General features: G+C 64.4%; 11 protein-coding genes. 8 read left to right on the top strand and 3 right to left on the bottom strand.

Annotated elements, in window-relative coordinates; translation table 11 throughout:
- Positions 1–46 precede the first annotated feature (46 nt).
- On the top strand, positions 47–1,285 hold the full coding sequence (locus tag NA29_RS25225) for a metal-dependent hydrolase family protein (protein WP_039394169.1): 1,239 nt from the start codon (positions 47–49) through the stop codon (positions 1,283–1,285).
- Between the two features lie 173 nt (positions 1,286–1,458).
- Positions 1,459–2,661, top strand: coding sequence for a hypothetical protein (locus NA29_RS25230; RefSeq protein ID WP_039394172.1), 1,203 nt, complete (start codon positions 1,459–1,461; stop codon positions 2,659–2,661).
- 636 nt (positions 2,662–3,297) lie between these two features.
- Here the strand turns inward: NA29_RS25230 and trpS are convergent.
- Entirely contained in the window at positions 3,298–4,338 is a 1,041-nt protein-coding gene (trpS, locus tag NA29_RS25235; protein ID WP_039394173.1) for a tryptophan--tRNA ligase, read from the bottom strand.
- A 181-nt stretch (positions 4,339–4,519) separates the two neighbouring features.
- The gene (locus NA29_RS25240) at positions 4,520–8,125 is read right to left on the bottom strand and encodes an indolepyruvate ferredoxin oxidoreductase family protein (protein WP_039401792.1); all 3,606 of its coding nucleotides are present in this window, start codon (positions 8,123–8,125) and stop codon (positions 4,520–4,522) included.
- Between the two features lie 240 nt (positions 8,126–8,365).
- Here NA29_RS25240 and NA29_RS25245 point away from each other — a divergent pair, with 240 nt between their 5' ends.
- From NA29_RS25245 to NA29_RS25270, 6 genes are all read left to right on the top strand, one after another.
- The gene (locus tag NA29_RS25245; RefSeq protein ID WP_039394177.1) at positions 8,366–8,827 is read left to right on the top strand and encodes an Lrp/AsnC family transcriptional regulator; all 462 of its coding nucleotides are present in this window, start codon (positions 8,366–8,368) and stop codon (positions 8,825–8,827) included.
- Between the two features lie 370 nt (positions 8,828–9,197).
- Positions 9,198–11,570 carry a TonB-dependent hemoglobin/transferrin/lactoferrin family receptor gene (locus NA29_RS25250; protein ID WP_095178502.1) on the top strand — a complete coding sequence of 791 codons (2,373 nt, stop codon included), beginning with the start codon at positions 9,198–9,200 and terminating at the stop codon, positions 11,568–11,570.
- 119 nt (positions 11,571–11,689) lie between these two features.
- Positions 11,690–12,799 carry a hemin-degrading factor gene (locus NA29_RS25255; protein ID WP_039394180.1) on the top strand — a complete coding sequence of 370 codons (1,110 nt, stop codon included), beginning with the start codon at positions 11,690–11,692 and terminating at the stop codon, positions 12,797–12,799.
- Positions 12,796–13,743, top strand: coding sequence for a heme/hemin ABC transporter substrate-binding protein (locus NA29_RS25260; protein ID WP_052252396.1), 948 nt, complete (start codon positions 12,796–12,798; stop codon positions 13,741–13,743). The genes NA29_RS25255 and NA29_RS25260 overlap by 4 nt, the downstream gene beginning before the upstream one ends.
- Positions 13,744–13,856: 113 nt before the next feature.
- A complete protein-coding gene (locus NA29_RS25265; RefSeq protein WP_072633385.1) occupies positions 13,857–15,029 on the top strand; it encodes a FecCD family ABC transporter permease in 1,173 nt (390 codons plus the stop codon).
- A gap of 84 nt (positions 15,030–15,113) precedes the next feature.
- Positions 15,114–15,956, top strand: a complete 843-nt coding sequence (locus NA29_RS25270) for a heme ABC transporter ATP-binding protein (RefSeq protein ID WP_039394190.1) — start codon at positions 15,114–15,116, stop codon at positions 15,954–15,956.
- A 16-nt stretch (positions 15,957–15,972) separates the two neighbouring features.
- Here the strand turns inward: NA29_RS25270 and NA29_RS25275 are convergent, their stop codons facing one another.
- A complete protein-coding gene (locus NA29_RS25275; protein WP_039394193.1) occupies positions 15,973–16,944 on the bottom strand; it encodes a delta(1)-pyrroline-2-carboxylate reductase family protein in 972 nt (323 codons plus the stop codon).
- Between the last annotated feature and the right edge of the window lie 30 nt (positions 16,945–16,974).

A 16,974-nucleotide genomic window follows, 5' to 3' on the forward strand; every position in this document is an offset into this window, starting at 1 on the left:
CGCCCTGACCCGGCGCGCCTTGTGCTTTTTTCCAAGGAATTCCCCCATGTCCTCCACGACCGTTACTTTGCTTCGCGGCGGCAACGTGCTCGACGCAGCCGCCGGCCGCCTGCTAGAACGTCACGATGTGGCCATTGTCGGCAATCGCATTACGGCAGTGAGCGCCACGCCGCTCGACATCGCCGACGCCGCGGTGATCGACGTCACCGGCAAGACCGTCATGCCCGGCATGATCGACTGCCACGTACACGTGCTCGCCTCGCATCCGAACCTCGGCACCAACGCCAGCCAGCCAAACGTGCTGACCGTGCTCAAGTCGCTGCCGATCATGCAGGGCATGCTCAACCGTGGCTTCACCACCGTGCGCGATGCAGGTGGTGCAGACTGGGCGCTGCAACAGGCCATCGAGCAAGGCGTGATCCCGGGCCCGCGCATTTTCCCGTCGGGCAAGGCGCTGTCGCAAACCGGCGGTCACGGCGACTTCCGCCCGCGTAGCGACGTGCTTGAGCCGTGCTCGTGTGCGTTCCGTGCAGGCGCCATCGGCCGCGTGGTCGACGGCGTCGACCCGATTCGTCTCGCCGTGCGTGAAGAGATCCAGAAGGGCGCGACGCAGATCAAACTGATGGCATCGGGTGGCGTGGCATCGCCCGTCGATCCCATCGCCAACACGCAGTACTCAGAAGACGAAATCCGCGCCGCCGTGGCGGAAGCCGAAGCAGCGCAGACTTACGTGATGGCCCACGCATACACGCCGAAGGCCATCGCACGTGCCGTACGTTGCGGCGTGCGCACCATCGAGCACGGCAATCTGTGCGACGCTGAGACGGCGAAGCTCATGGCCGAGAAAGGTGCTTATGTGGTGCCGACGCTCGTCACCTACGACGCCCTCGCCAAGGACGGCGAATCGCTGGGCTTGCCGCCGGAATCCGTCGCCAAGGTGGAGAGCGTGCAACGCGCCGGGCGCGAATCGCTCGCGATCTACCGCGATGCCGGCGTGAAAATGGGCTTCGGCTCGGACCTGCTCGGCGACATGCACAAGTACCAGTCCGACGAACTGACGATTCGCGCCGACGTGCTGGGCGCGGCCGAGACGCTGCGTTCGGCCACGGTGATCGGCGCGGAGATTCTGAATCGCGCGGGTGAGCTGGGTGTGATCGCGCCGGGTGCACTCGCAGACGTGCTGGTCGTCGATGGGAATCCGCTCGAATCGATCGATGTGCTGACGGGTCAGGGCGAGGGTATTCGCTGGGTCTTCAAGGACGGCAAGGTCGCGAAGCAACCGTAACTGCAACAACGCTTTGCAAGAACGAAAAAACGCCGCGACGGGCATCACGTCGCGGCGTTTTTTTGCTTTCGTCGCGCACGCTCGCCAGCCCGGACGCGAGGGCAAAAAGTGAAAGCGACACGCAAGTTGAGGGACTAGTCTCATCTCACAAAACGTAGAGAACAAGGTCCCCCATGACAATCGTTCTGACGCCGCCATCGCCGCCACCGCCCCCCTTTTCGCGCCAGCTTTCGACGTCCCGTGCGAGAGGCAACGCACCGCCTTCGGTCGTCGGTGACTGGATCGTCAAGGTCACGCAGCAAAACGTGTTGTCGCTTGAGGAGGCCTGTGAAGTGCATTCGCTGGAGACACTCCGAACGTCCATTGCCGACGGACTACGGGCCATTAGCAACGCATGGAACAAGATCGAAAACGGGGTGAAGGTCGATGTTGACGACGTACCGCTGTCGAGGGAATTCGCGCCGATCAACGATCTCGTCGAGCGCGTGCGTGCAGCCTCGCGGCATTACGGCGACGGTCTCGTCGCGATCGAACCTTTGATCGGAAGTCTCGAAAAAGCGATCGCGCGAATCTACCGCTCGCGTCAGGCGCCGTGGGGCTCGTGGCGCTCGATCGGCTCACAGAAGACCTTGCTGGCGTGCGATGGGCTCACCCTCAATGCAACCGCTGCGTTCACGGTCTTCTATCACCTCGAACACGCCGTGAAAGACATCTTGTCGACATTGCTCGCCGTTCAGTGCGTGGAAGCGCAAAGCGCCCCCCTTTCGCTCGAACCACCGCAAATCGGTAGCGACGCGGCAAGCGGCGATCTGCCAAAAGACGAGGATCTGATCAAAGCGCAACAGCTCGCCGTTGCCTCCCGAAGGGCGGGACGCGCGCTGGACAAGATGCGACCGATTATCGACAACGCGCTCCTTCTTGCGTCGGCCGCCATGCCCCCGGAACGACGTCGATGGAAGACGAGAATCGCAATTCTTGTCGGCCTTTTCATTCTGTCGGCCACGCTCATCGTCGCGACGATATTGCTGCCGCAGATGTTTCCGTCACTCCTGATCATCGGCGTCGCACTGAAGATCGCATCGGGGGTTCTCAGCGGTCTTAGTCTCGTCAACAGCGTGTTCACCCTTGTCGCCTACCCGCGCAATCAGGGCTGGGCCGATATAGCGAGGTGCATTGAGAAAGTGCGAAATCTCTACGGCTCGATGAACTTGCGAATCAGAGAACAGCAGGAGGCTGTGTGCGAGCGCGAAGAGGAAATTCTGCGTCGAAGGATCAGCGACTGCGGCACCGAAATCCAGCTTGCCGCAGGCAAGCACATCGACATCATGCGCAAGCTCGATAACCTCAACGACGTGATGGCGCACGCGTCACTTTGATCGCGACGCTGTCGTCTGTTTCACTCACCGAATGACCTTTTGGATAAGCAACGTCATGCCAGAAATCTCCAATCAGTACCCACCTCCTCATCAATACCCCTCGTGTTCGCTGCCAGGCACGGCACGGGCGACAGCGGCCGCGATCGCCAGACGTGGATTGCTGTCGTACCGTAACAGCCAATTGCAGGCGCAAATGGCTTACGTCAGGCAGCTTCGTGCGAGTCAGGACAACGCGTTGCAGTTACTTAACCGACTCGAAGCACGGGCTGAGCAACTGATGAATCAAGGTGCCTCGTCGCATGCGCAAAGCCCGCGCCCGACCTCCTGCGCAACCTTTCGGGCGGAAATCAAACGCTGTCAGGCGGCGTTAGCGGCAGATCCGGATGGCAATGGGTGTACGGGCTCGCCGAATACACCCCCTGCCCTGTGCCCGACGCGCAGGATCCTGATGGAGACAAGTAACGTGATGCCTGCCGATCCCGATCTCACGCGTACGATGTAGCGCAGGTGTGAGAAGCGCACACGCCGTATCGAAATACCGCCCCAAAAAGAAACGGCCCTCCGAGGACTGACGTGCTTTCCAGTCCTCGGAGGGCCGATCCGTCACGCGTCAAGCATCGACGCGCAACGCCTGACTTACTTCTTCCAGCCCGGCGTGACGAATACCGAGCGCACGTCGTCGAGCGTCTGCGAGACCGTCTCGCGGGCGCGTTCGGTGCCCGCGCGCAGCATGTCCCACACGTAATCGGGGTTCTTCGCGTATTCCTCGCGACGCTCGCGCATCGGACGCAGCATTTCCTGCAGACGCTCTTCCAGACGCGCCTTCACCTTCGAGTCGGCCAGACCGCCGCGCACGTAGTGGTCCTTGAGCGCCTGCAGGCCTTCCTTGTCTTCGTCGAAGGCATCGAGATAGGCGAACGCGACGTTGCCTTCCAGGTGCCCCGGATCTTCGACCTTCAGGTGCAGCGGGTCGGTGTAGCACTTCTTCACGGCCGCGCGGATTTCGTCCGGCGAGGAGGAAATGTTGATGACGTTGCCGAGCGACTTGCTCATCTTCGCCTTGCCGTCGATGCCCGGCAGACGCCCGATCGGCGGCACGAGTGCCTTCGCCTCGGTGAGGATCTCCCGACCGGCCATGCGATTGAGGCGACGTGCGATTTCGTTCGTCTGCTCGATCATCGGCAACTGGTCCTCGCCCACGGGGACGAGCGTCGCGCGAAACGCGGTGATGTCCGCCGCCTGGCTCACGGGATACGTGAGAAAGCCCGCCGGAATGTCGCGCTCGAAGTTGCGCAGGGAGATTTCCTGCTTCACGGTCGGGTTGCGTTCCAGACGCGCCACCGTGACCAGATTCAGGTAATAGAACGTGAGTTCGGTCAGTTCTGGCAGCCAGGTCTGCACGCAGATGGTCGTGACGTCCGGGTCGATGCCGACGGCCAGATAGTCGAGCGCGACCTCGGAGACGTTGCGATGGACCTTGTCGCGGCCCTTGCCTTCGTCGTCGGTGTTGTCGGTCAGCGCCTGAGCGTCGGCGACCAGAATGAATTGCTTGTACTCGTGCTGATATGCAACACGGTTCTTGAGACTACCGACGTAGTGGCCCAGATGCAGCGGGCCCGTCGGACGGTCACCCGTGAGGATCACCTTGCGATCCGCAGGCGCCTTCGAAACACTCATTTTCCTCTCCGTAATCAAGCGTCGTTTCCGAATGGTAGCGCGTCGGCCCGATGACGGTACAGAAACCCCTCCCCCAGCACGTTGACGGTGCGGTCACACCAACGCTGTCCGCGCCATGAAAAACGGGGGCCGAAGCCCCCGCATGGTCCATCCTGTACGGTGCAATCGCCCGACTGAACGCTTAGCGCGACGTCACCACCGGAATGCCCTTGAGCGACTTCCCACTGCTGCGAGCGTGGGCGAGGGCCTGCTCGACGGCGTCGCCGGTGGCAGCGGTGATGCCCAGACGCCCCGCAATCGTCGCTTCGACGCGCTTGGCCATCGCCAGGTTCGCCAGCTTCACGTGCCCGTAGCCACGAATCTTCGCCGGGGCTTCGGCCAGCGCAATCGCGTCGGCCAGCGTGTCGGTCGAGAGACCGGCCAGCACGCGCTCCATCGTCGTGCGGTAGTCGGCGATCAGCTGACGCTCCATGCGACGCTCCAGCGTGTAACCGAAGACGTCGAGTGCACCGCCGCGCAAACCGCGCAGCTTCGCCATACCGCGCAGCACCGGCCACAACCACGGTCCGATCGTCACCTTCTTCGGCACACCGCCGTCCTTGCCACGGGCGATGAGCGGCGGCGCCATGTGGAATTCCAGACGGAAGTCGCTGCCCGGCTTGCCTTCGAACGTCTCACCCAACGCATCGGTGAACGTCGTAGCGGCGTACAGACGCGCCACTTCGTACTCGTCCTTGTACGCCATCAGACGCGAGAGCTGCTGGGCCACGGCACGCGAGAGACGTCCCGGCGCACCGGCCACACGCGTTTCCGCATCGACCACCTGCTTCACGAACGCCGTGAATTGCGAAGCGTATGCCGCGCTCTGGTACTGCGTCAGCAAGTCCACACGATGTGCGACGAGCGCGTCGAGCGTCATGTCGTCGGCGACCGGGGCATGCATCGGTGCGTGCGTCGCCTTGGCGGTCGTTTCCGTCAGCGCAGCAGGATCGCCTGCGGCAAGACGACCGATCGCCAGCGCCAGATGGTTCATCGGCACCGCCACGTTATTCAGTTCGATGGCGCGTTGCAGCGCGTGCAGCGAGACCGGCACCAGACCCAGTTGCCACGCATAGCCGAGCATGATGATGTTCGAGCCCATCGTGTCGCCGAGGAAGCGCTGTGCGAGTGCTTGCGCGTCGCAAGCGTCGAGCTTGTCGTTGCCCGCCGCGTGACGCATCTTCTCCAGCAGCGCCCCCGCATGCAGATTCGCATCCGGGTTCTGCACGAAGGTCGCGTTCGGAATGGCATGCGTGTTGACGACCACACGCGTGCGGTCGCGGCGCACCGTCTGCAATGCGTCGGCACTCGCGCCCACCACCATGTCGCATGCGAGCAGCACGTCGGCCTGCTGCGTGTCGATACGCACCTGATTGAGCGCTTGCGGCGTGTTCGCGAATCGCACGAACGACAGCACCGCTCCGCCCTTCTGCGCAAAGCCCATGAAGTCGAGCACCGACGCGCTCTTGCCTTCCAGGTGCGCGGCCATCGTGATCAGCGCACCGATCGTTACCACGCCCGTGCCACCCACGCCCGTGACCATGATGTCGAACGGTGCATCGCCTGCGAGCGCCACCGGCTGCGGCAGCGCGTTCAGGCGTCCCTCGAAAGCGGCCTGATCGAATGCTGCGGCCAGCGCCTTCTTCAACTGCGCGCCCTTGACCGACACGAAGCTCGGGCAGAAGCCGTTTACGCAGGAGAAGTCCTTGTTACACGACGACTGATCGATGCGACGCTTGCGTCCCATCGCCGTTTCCACCGGTTCGACCGACAGGCAGTTCGACGCCACGCCGCAATCGCCGCAACCTTCGCAAACGGCTTCGTTGATGAACAGACGGCGATCCGGATTCGGGAATTCGTTTTTCTTGCGACGGCGACGCTTCTCGGCGGCACACGTCTGGTCGTAGATCAGCACGGTCGCGCCGGGAATCTCACGCAGTTCGCGCTGCACGGCGTCGAGTTCGCTGCGGTGATGGAACGTCGTGCCCTTCGGGAATTGCCCTTCGTGGCCGATGTACTTCTCCGGCTCGTCGCTCACCACGACCAGTTTGGCGATGCCTTCGGCCTCCACCTGACGCGCAATCTGCGGCACGGAAATCGAGCCGTCGACCGGCTGTCCACCCGTCATCGCCACCGCATCGTTGTAGAGGATCTTGTAGGTGATGTTCGCCTTGGACGCGACCGCCTGACGAATCGCCAGCAGCCCCGAGTGGAAGTACGTGCCGTCGCCCAGATTCTGGAAGACGTGCGCACGCTTAGTGAAGTGCGAATGCGCTGCCCAGTCCACGCCCTCGCCGCCCATCTGGATCAGCCCGGTCGTATCGCGATCCATCCACGACGCCATGAAGTGGCAGCCGATGCCCGCCTGCGCGATGGACCCCTCGGGCACCTTCGTCGACGTGTTGTGCGGGCAGCCCGAACAGAAGTACGGCACGCGGCGCACGCCGTCGGCCGCATTCGACAGGATGTCGTGCGCCACGAGATCGACCACGCGCTCACGACGGTCCAGCGTCGGACGATGCTTCGCCAGCCAGTCGGCAAACACCGGCAGCACGCGCGACGGACGCAGCTCGCCCAGCGCGGAGAGCAGCGTACGGCCTTCGGCGTCGGTCTTGCCAAGCACGACGGGACGCGTGCCCGTGGTGCGGTTATACAGGTACTGCTTGATCTGCTGCTCGACGACCGGGCCCTTCTCCTCGATGACGAGGATTTCCTTCAGCCCGGCGACGAAGGTGTCCAGACGCGACATATCCAGCGGGAACGACAACCCCACCTTGTAAATGCGCACACCCGCCGCCGCGAGGTCGTCGACGGTGATGTCCAGACGGCGCAGCGTCTCCATCAGGTCCAGATGCGCCTTGCCGCACGTCACGATGCCGATGTCGGCGTCGGGTGCCGGGGCAATCCACTTGTCGATGCTGTTCACGCGCGAGAAGGCACGCACGGCGTCGAGCTTGTCCGCCAGACGCGCTTCGAGCGCCAGACTCGGCAGATCGGGCCAGCGATTGTGCAGACCGCCCGCCGGTGCCACGTAGTCGAGCGGCTCGGCCCAGTCAGTGCGGATCTTGTCGAGATCGACGGTGCCACGCGACTCGACCGTCTCGGAGATGGCCTTGAGGCCCGCCCACGCGCCGGAGAAACGCGACAGCGCGTAACCGTACAGACCGAACTCGACGAGTTCGCCGATATCGGCCGGATTGAGCACCGGCATGCTCCACGACATCATCGTGAAGTCGCTCTGGTGCGGCATCGACGACGACACGCATCCGTGATCGTCGCCCGCCACCACGAGCACGCCGCCATGACGCGAAGCGCCGTATGCGTTGCCGTGCTTGAGCGCATCGCCCGCGCGGTCTACGCCGGGGCCCTTGCCGTACCACATGCCGAACACGCCTTCGACGGTGCGCTCGGGGTCCGCTTCCACGCGCTGCGTGCCCATCACGGCCGTGCCGCCCAGTTCCTCGTTGATCGCAGGCAGGAACTTGACGCTCGCCGCGTCGAGCAGCTTCTTCGCCTTCCACAACTGTTGGTCCACGCCGCCCAGCGGCGAGCCGCGATAGCCACTGATGAAGCCCGCCGTGTTCAGGCCGCGTGCGGCGTCCAACTGGTGTTGCATCAGCAGGATGCGCACCAGCGCCTGCGTACCGGTCAGGAAAATCTGACCGCTACGCGCGGTGAGCGCGTCGGAGAGCTGGTAATCGGGATGGGCCAGGGGGTTGGCCGTGGGCGTCGCGAGGGCGGCGCGCATGGGGGCATTCATCGGGTATCTCCTGATCCCCGCGTCCGGCTGGCAACGTCATCGGTGTATCGACTCGCCAGCGGTGCTTCGGGGGCATTTGTTCTGTTCGTCCCGACAGCTTTGCGCATAGCGCGTGAACGTGTCGGTTATGGAAGCAGTGTATGGGGAGGCCCGAGAAAGATTTTTACTATTTCACTCCTTTCGGCGCACAATAAGAAACGTTCATTTCGCGAAAGGCGATTTAGAGAAATGGAATTACTCGACAACTTTGCGCGGCAGATCCTGCGTCTGCTGCAGATCGACTCGCGCCGTTCGGCGCAGGAATTGTCTGAAAACGTCGGCTTGTCGGCCACGCCTTGCTGGCGACGCATCAAGGACATGGAGCAAAGTGGCGTGATCCAACGCTACACGGTGCTGCTCGACCGGGAAAAGCTCGGCCTGCATGTGTGCGCCCTCGCCCACGTGCAACTCACGCGTCACACGGAAGGCGGTACGGAGCAGTTCGAACGCGAGATCCGCACCTGCCCCGAAGTCACCGAGTGCTACAGCACCACCGGCGAGGCGGATTACATCCTCAAGATCGTGGCGCCTGACATCAAGGCGTACGACGCCTTCTTGCACGAGCACATCTTCCGCCTTCCTGCGGTTTCTAACGTTAAAACCAGCGTTGTACTGCGTGAAATCAAGTTCGATACGAGTTTGCCCATCTGACTTCCGTGATTTCCGCAGGCTTTCCGCAACTTCCCATGCGTTGACATTGCGCAACATCCCCTCTTGACGGACCGGAGGATCTTCGCTAAAAATGCAAATGATTCTCATTTAAGTCTTTATCCAAGCTCTTCGTCTCAAGGCCGAACATTGCGGCCGGGTGGCGTGAGATTTTTTCGCCAGCCGCGCCTGCCAGCGTGTAGTGAAGCGTCGAGAGACGCCGCTCACACGCCGATTGCCACGAGCGCTCGCCAGCCAGCAACGGGGTTTTTTGCACTGGGAGCCAGCAGTGAAGCAGTCGTCGAGCGGCGGGGGCCGCGCCTTTGTCATGTCCATGCGCCGGGAACACGGCGTCAACGGTTCAACCAGCGCCATGCATGGCGCAAGAACCGAAGCCTCGCGACGCCAACCGGCGTCCGAGTCACGCCGGCGTCTGCATCCGCTCGCAGGCGCGGTGCTTGCCGCGTTCTGGCTGCCTGCCGCTTTCGCGCAACAGGCCCCGGCCGACGGGTCGGCGCAGCCCGCCAAACCCGTCCAGTCCGCCCAGACGATGCAACTCGCGCAGGCATCGCCCAACGCACCGATCCAGCTCGCCGAAGCCAATCTGCGAGAGGTGAACGTGACGGCAACGCGCACACCGACAGCCAGCGAACGTACGCCAGCCTCGATCTCGGTCATCACCGATCAGGACATCGAGGAGCAGCAGGCGCAGGACATCAAGGAAGCGCTGCGCTACGAGCCCGGTGTGACCGTGCGTCGTGCACCGTACCGTCCGGCCTCTGCTGCTGCGAGTGGTGGTCGCGACGGTAATTCCAGCATCAACATCCGCGGCCTCGAAGGCAATCGCGTTGCGCTGTTCGAAGACGGCATCCGCATGCCTTCCTCGTACTCGTTCGGCCCGCTCGAAGCCGGTCGTGGCGACTACATGGGCATGGACCTGCTGCGCCGCATCGAAATTCTGCGCGGCCCGGCATCGTCGCTGTATGGCAGCGACGGCCTGACCGGCGTCGTCAACTTCCTCACCAAAGATCCGCAGGACCTGCTCGACGTGTTCGGCAAGTCCACCTACTTCTCGCTGCGTCCGTATTACAACTCGATGGACCGCAGCTTCGGCACGACCGCGCAGGCCGCGTGGGGTGGCGAGCAGTGGCAAGGCATGTTGATCGTGGACGGCAACAAGGGTCACGAACTCGACGGCAAGGGCTCGAACAATTCCGCGAGCACGGCGCGCACGACGGCGAACCCGCAGGACACCAACGGCGACTCCGTCCTCGGCAAGCTCGTTTTCAAGGCCACGCCCTTCTCGACGTTCAAGCTCACGGCCGAGAACGTGCGCCGTCGCACGGATTCGGACGTGCTGTCCGCCGTCAATCCGCCCACGACGCTCGGCCTGCACACGAGCGACCGTCTGGAGCGCAACCGCGTCAGCCTCGATTACGACTTCAACGACGCCTCGCAGGCATACATCCAGAACGCACACGCGCTGGCGTACTTCCAGGACGCGAAGAACAGCCAGTACTCGTACGAAAAACGCACGGCAGGCGACCGTACGCGCGACAACACGTACAAGGAGCGCACCGTAGGCGGCTCGCTGCAAGCCGAGAGCAACTTTGTGACGGGTCCGCTCGCGCACAAGCTGGTGTACGGCACCGATGCGAGCCTGGCCTACATCACCAGCTACCGCAACGGCACCGTGCCGGGCATGGGTGAATCGTTCCCGAACAAGGCCTTCCCGGACACCAACTACACCCTCTTCGGCGCATTCCTTCAGGACGAAATCCGCTACGGCGCGCTGACCGTTACGCCGGGTATCCGCTACGACGCCTATTGGCTCTCGCCCAAGCAAAACGACCCGCTGTACGTCTCGCAGACGGCATCGGGCGCTCGCGTGCAGCCCACGTCGTCGAACGACTCCGCCTTCTCGCCGCGCATCGCGGTGATGTATGAGATCGCGCCGTCGCTGATTCCGTACGTGCAATACGCGCGCGGCTTCCGCACGCCGACCCCCGATCAGGTCAACAACGGCTTCTCGAATCCGATCTTCGGCTACATGTCGATCGCGAATCCGAACCTCAAGCCAGAGACGAGCGACACCATCGAGCTGGGTTTGCGCGGCCGTCTGGCGACCACGCTCGGCCCGGTGACGTACAGCACAGCCGTGTTCGCTGGCAAGTACCGCAACTTCATCTCGCAGCAGAACATCAGCGGCTCGGGCCGTCCGAACGATCCGCTCATCTACCAGTACGTCAACTTCAGCCGCGCCAACATTCAGGGTTGGGAAGGCCGTGCGACGTGGGCGCTCAAGGGCGGCATCACGTTGCGCACCGCCATGGCATACACGCATGGCACGACCGAAGACAACGGCGCGGCGAGCCAGCCGCTCAACACCATCAACCCGTTCTCGATGGTTCTGGGTGTGCGCTACGAGCCGAACAGCACTTGGTTCGCGCAGGCCGACCTGATGTTCCAGGCCGCCAAGTCGCAAAGCCAGATCGCGAAGACGTGCACGGCCGGTACGCAGCAGAACCAGAACTGCTGGGCGCCGCCGACCTCCATCGTGTTCGACTTGTCCGGCGGCTACCACATCAACAAGCACGCAACGGTGTACGCCGGGATCTACAACGTGTTCGACCGCAAGTACTGGAACTGGTCGGACGTTCGCAACCTCGCCGACAACTCCAACGTCAAGGACGCCTATTCGGCACCGGGCCGCAGCGTGGCTGTGAGCCTGAAGCTTCAGTACTGATCCTTCGGGATCGGTCGCCAGAACCGCGCCGACGCAAGCAGCTCGACGTCTGAGCTTCGCCCGTCGGCGCATGCCAGCCATCCGCTATCGCCAGCAAACACGCTATTCAAGGACTCGCCATGATGAACGCTCAAAACGCCACCTCCACCGCCCGCCCGGCATTCCCCGCGCTCGCCGACGTCACCCGTCTGCGCAGCGAATTCCAACGAGTGAAGACGGAACAGAACCTGCGCGATCGCGACGCCGCCGCCGCGCTCGGTGTGTCCGAAGGGGAAACGGTCGCGGCATTCGTCGGCGAGCACGTCGTGCGCCTGCGTCCGGAATTCGTCGAGATTGTCGAGGCGCTGCCCGCGCTCGGACGCGTCATGGCCCTCACGCGCAACAACGCCGCTGTCCACGAGAAGGACGGTCAGTACGAAAAGCTCTCGCATCAGGGCACCATCGGTCTGGGGCTGGGCAAAGACCTCGACCTGCGCATCTTCTATCACCAGTGGGCCCACGGTTACGCGGTCGAAACACCGGCGGAAAACGGCCCGCGGCGCTCGCTGCAATTCTTCGACAACTCGGGCACCGCCGTGCACAAGATGTTCCTGCGCGATCACAGCGACGTCGCCGCCTTTGAAGCGCTCGTCGCCCGTTTCCGCGCCGACGATCAGACGCCGGGTCAGCATGTTGTCGCTGCCGACGCCCCGAAGGCCGAAACCCCCGACGCCGACATCGATGCCGACGCTTTCCAGCGCGACTGGCTTGCGATGACCGATACGCACCAATTCTTCGACATGCTCAAGCGTCACGGTGTGTCGCGCGCGCAGGCACTGCGTCTCGCGCCCGCCGGTCACGCGCAGCGCGTGTCGTCCGCCTCCGTGCGTACGCTGCTCGAAGACGCCGCCGGAACCGATCTGCCGATCATGGTGTTCGTCGGCAATGCGGGCATGATCCAGATCCACACCGGCCCGGTGGAGAACATTCGCATGATGGGTCCGTGGGTCAACATCCTCGATCCGGGCTTCAATCTGCACCTGCGCGAAGATCTCGTCGACACCGCGTGGATCGTGCGCAAGCCGACGGCGGACGGCATCGTCTCGTCGCTCGAACTGCTCGACGCCTCGGGCATGGTGATCGCCATGTTCTTCGGTGAACGCAAGCCGGGTCAGGCAGAACGCGAAGACTGGCGCGCGACGCTGGTGCGCGTGGAGGGTTCGCAAGGGGTGACGGAGGCGTCAGCGTGAACAAAGCTAACGACGCACGCGACGCGCTTCGCATCTCGCGTCGCACCCTGCTCGGCGGTGGTGCGACGCTCGCCGCCAGTGCATGGCTCGGCACGCTGCTCCCGCACGCCCTCGTGGGCGAAGCGCATGCGGCGACGGATGCATCCGTCGCCAAGGACGGACCGAAGCGCGTGATCGTCGCCGGTGGCGCGCTGACGGAAATCGTCTATGCCCTCGGCGCGCAGAATCGCGTGATCGCCAACGATCTGACGAGCCTGTATCCGGAAGCGGCGTCCAAGCTGCCCAAGATCGGCTACCTGCGCACGCTCTCGGCCGAGGGTGTGCTCTCGCTGCATCCCGATCTGTTGCTCGCGGGTGCCGAAGCCGGGCCGCCCAACGTGCTGTCGCAGATCGCCGCCGCAGGCGTTCCCGTGCAGCACTTCAAGCACGGTTATACGGCCGAGCTGGTGCGCGAGAACATTCGCGGTGTCGCGAACGCGATGAAGCTGAACGATGACGGCGTGCGCGTAGCAGGCCGTTTCATGTCCGACTGGATTCAGGCGCGTGGCAAGATCGAGGAGATGTACGGCATTCAGAAACGTCCGCGTGTGCTGTTCATCCTCGGTCATACGGGCAATCAAGTGATGGTCGCGGGGCAGGACACCGCCGCCGATGCGATGCTGGCTTACGCCGGTGCCGAGAACGCGCTGCGCGGGTTCAACGGCTACCGTCCACTGACCGCCGAAGCCGCGGTCGCGGCGCAGCCTGACGTGCTGCTCACGACCACGACGGGACCATCGCCCGCCGACCCGGCCGCCACGCTGCTCGCGCAGCCGGGACTCGCCAACACACCAGCGGGGCGCGCCAGACGCGTCGTCAGTTTCGACGCCCTGTATCTGCTCGGCTTCGGCCCGCGTCTACCGCAGGCGGTCGCCGAGCTTGCCAGGCGCGTGCATACCGCCTGAGGTCGCTGCGTGAGCGTGGCGTGACATTGCGAGCGACTTCGCGGCGTCACGTCAATTCCCGTCCGCCGGCCCCGAACCCGTCATTCGCCAGCCACTCGCCAGTCATCGTTGCCATGTCAGCCGCTCCTCCGATTCCGAAGCCCGCGTCGTCAAGTTCGTCCAGCGCGTCCAGCCGCAGCCGCGCTGCGACGCTCAACGCCTCGACCGACCGTCCTGAGGTGCTGCGCCACACCGGCGCTGCACGTCGGCGTCCGCCGCGCTGGATCGTCATGACGGTACTCGTCGCCCTGCTCGCCGCCGCCGTGCTGGCCGCGTTGTGTGGCGGCGCGTATCGCATCGCTCCCGCCGACGCCATCACCGCCCTATTCCGTGGTGCGACGGGCGACTTTGCGCAGGATCAGGCGCGCAACGTGATGTTGCAGATCCGTTTGCCCCGCATCGTGCTGGGCGTGCTGGTCGGCGCGGGCTTCGGCGCGGCCGGTGCCGCGTTGCAAGCGCTCTTCCGTAATCCGCTGGCCGACCCGGGGCTGATCGGTGTGGCGAGCGGCGCGGCGCTCGGTGCCGCCGGCGTGATCGTGCTCGGCGCGGTGCTGCTGCCTGCCGCGCTCGCGGCGTCGCTCGGCTTGTGGATGCTGCCGCTGGCGGCGTTCGTAGGCGCGCTGGGGGTCACGGCACTCGTCTATCGTCTGGCCGCCGGACGCGGCCGTCTCGCCCTGCCTTTGCTGCTACTCGCAGGTATCGCAATCAATGCCGTCTCGGGAGCCGCCATCGGCTTGCTGACGTATCTCGCGAACGATACGCAATTGCGCACGCTCACCTTCTGGACGCTGGGCAGTCTCGGCGGCGCGCAATGGTCGATGCTCGCGGTGATCGTGTGGCCGGTCGCGCTGGGCATCGTCGCCCTCGCCTCGCAGTGCCGTTCGCTCAATGCGCTGCTGCTCGGGGAAGCCGAAGCGCTGCACCTCGGCGTGGCGGTGCAATCGGTCAAGCGACGGGTGATGGTGGCGTGCGCGTTGTGCGTGGGCGCATTGGTGGCGTCGAGCGGCATGATTGGTTTCATCGGGCTGATCGCACCGCACATCGTGCGTCTGGTGGTCGGCCCGGACCCGCGCGCCGTGCTGCCTGCTGCGGCCCTCTTCGGCGCGATTCTGACGTTGCTCGCGGACCTCGTGGCCCGCACGTGGGTCGCGCCCGCCGAATTACCGCTGGGCATTCTGACGGCGCTGCTCGGCGCCCCCTTCTTCCTCATGCTGCTGTGGCGACGCCGCGGGCAGTTCGGTTTGTAACGGGCCGCTTGCGCTCACCAGACGACCACAGCCGCAACCCCAGCCTCTACCGACCGAGACATCAGCCAACATCAGGACATCGCCATGCTCAGTGCCTACGATCTCACCATCGCCCACTCCGAGTCGCCCGTGCTCGACGGTCTTTCGCTCGACGTCCGTCCCGGGGAGTTGCTTGTGTTGCTCGGCCGGAACGGCGCGGGCAAGAGCACTCTGCTCAAGGCGCTGGCGGGCGAGCCGTTGCCGCCGCGCACGCACATGAGCGGCGCGATCACGCTCAACGGTGCGCTGCTCTCGCAATACTCGACGGCGGCGCTGGCGCGTCTGCGCGCCGTGCTGCCACAAACAGCCCAGTTGTCGTTTCCGTTTAGTGCACTGGAGATCGTGACGATGGGACGTCTGCCGTTTCCGAAGGCGAGCCGTAGCGACACGAAGATTGCCGCACTCGCCCTCGAACAGGCCGGTGCGCTGTCGCTGATCCATCGCGACGTGATGACGCTCTCAGGCGGGGAGTGGGCGCGTGTGCAGTTCGCGCGAGTACTCGCGCAGTTGTGGCCGGACAGTCCCACCGAGAGCACGTCGGCCCCGTCGGTGCCGCGCTACCTGTTGCTCGACGAACCGACGGCGGCGCTCGACCTCGCCCATCAGCATCATCTGCTGTCGCTCACGCGAACGTTGGCAAAGTCGTGGGGATTCGGTGCGATGGCCATCGTGCACGACGTGAACCTCGCGGCGCGTCACGCCGACCGTATGGCGTTGCTTGCCGACGGACGCATTCTCGCCACCGGCACGCCGCATGAAGTGATGCGTGCCGATCTGATCGAAACGACGCTGGGCCTGCCGGTGCATGTGATTACACCGGAGACGGCAGCGGGATACCCGGTGCCGACGGGGGCATCCGCTGGCGTGCCGTTCGCGTTGCCCGCCTAGTGGCCCGCCGAATGGCCTAGGCGGCGGGCACACCATCCTTCGCAAGATTCGCGCGCGCACACAGCACTGCCGCGAGATCCCACAGCGCATAGCCCACGCTCTTGAAGAGCACCGGCCCGCTCGATCGGAAACGGTCGGGTGTGATGATGGCGTCCATCAAGGGCGCGGCGCGTCCCCAGTCGATGGCGGCGTGCAGCAGATCGCCCGCCTCGTGCTTCACTTCCCACGTATCGACCACCAGCGTGCCGCGCACGGCAGCGTCGCGGCATAGCTGCGGCGGCAACTCGCGCATGTCCGGGCGAAACGCACCTACGCCCGCCACGAAAATGTCGTCACGCCAGCGCGTCACGTCGCTGTCCGGCAGCACCGGTTCGCTGCTGGTCGTCGCCGTGATCACGATGCTGACGGTATTGAGTACAGGCTCGATGGCATCGACCACCGTAGCTTCCACACCGAGCGTCGCGGCGTGATCGGCCAGCGCGTGCGCGCGCTCCGGACTGCGCGAGAAGATCATGAAATGACGCGTACCCATGCCCGCCGCGAAAGCCTCCAGATGCGCCCTCGCCTGCACGCCCGCACCGACGATCAGCACCGGCCCCTTCGGACGCGGCGCAAACTTTCTCGCAGCAAAGAGCGTAACGGCGGCAGTACGGCGCCCGGTGACGGTCGGTCCGTCGAGCAACATTTGCCGCTCGCCCGTGTGCGGGTCGAACACCATCACCTCGCCGATGATCGACGGCTTGCCCGCACGGCAATTCTCGGGATGCACGGTGATGTGCTTGGTCATCGCGACATCCCGATTGACGGCAGGCATCACCAGCAGCACACCGGTGCGGCGGCCGCGTTCGGGTTCGGTCAGGGGAAAGTGCAGACGCTCCGGGGCGCGCGCGGTGCCCGAGCGCATCTCCATGAGCATGGCCTCGATGCCATCGGCCAATTGAGGATAGGGCAACAACTGCGCGGTTTGATGCGCATCCAGCGTGATCATCGATTGTCTCCGCTTCGGGGCGTACGCCTT

Origin of the sequence: Pandoraea sputorum (assembly GCF_000814845.2) — a bacterium.
Taxonomy (GTDB): domain Bacteria; phylum Pseudomonadota; class Gammaproteobacteria; order Burkholderiales; family Burkholderiaceae; genus Pandoraea; species Pandoraea sputorum.

What these genes read in the sequence shown, in the direction of transcription:
- NA29_RS25250 (WP_095178502.1), top strand. Translation starts at nt 9,198, where the DNA reads ATGCATGGCGCAAGAACCGAAGCCTCGCGACGCCAACCGGCGTCCGAG.
- NA29_RS25275 (WP_039394193.1), bottom strand. Translation starts at nt 16,944, where the DNA reads ATGATCACGCTGGATGCGCATCAAACCGCGCAGTTGTTGCCCTATCCT.
- NA29_RS25255 (WP_039394180.1), top strand. Translation starts at nt 11,690, where the DNA reads ATGATGAACGCTCAAAACGCCACCTCCACCGCCCGCCCGGCATTCCCC.
- trpS (WP_039394173.1), bottom strand. Translation starts at nt 4,338, where the DNA reads ATGAGTGTTTCGAAGGCGCCTGCGGATCGCAAGGTGATCCTCACGGGT.
- NA29_RS25240 (WP_039401792.1), bottom strand. Translation starts at nt 8,125, where the DNA reads ATGCGCGCCGCCCTCGCGACGCCCACGGCCAACCCCCTGGCCCATCCC.
- NA29_RS25265 (WP_072633385.1), top strand. Translation starts at nt 13,857, where the DNA reads ATGTCAGCCGCTCCTCCGATTCCGAAGCCCGCGTCGTCAAGTTCGTCC.
- NA29_RS25245 (WP_039394177.1), top strand. Translation starts at nt 8,366, where the DNA reads ATGGAATTACTCGACAACTTTGCGCGGCAGATCCTGCGTCTGCTGCAG.
- NA29_RS25225 (WP_039394169.1), top strand. Translation starts at nt 47, where the DNA reads ATGTCCTCCACGACCGTTACTTTGCTTCGCGGCGGCAACGTGCTCGAC.
- NA29_RS25270 (WP_039394190.1), top strand. Translation starts at nt 15,114, where the DNA reads ATGCTCAGTGCCTACGATCTCACCATCGCCCACTCCGAGTCGCCCGTG.
- NA29_RS25230 (WP_039394172.1), top strand. Translation starts at nt 1,459, where the DNA reads ATGACAATCGTTCTGACGCCGCCATCGCCGCCACCGCCCCCCTTTTCG.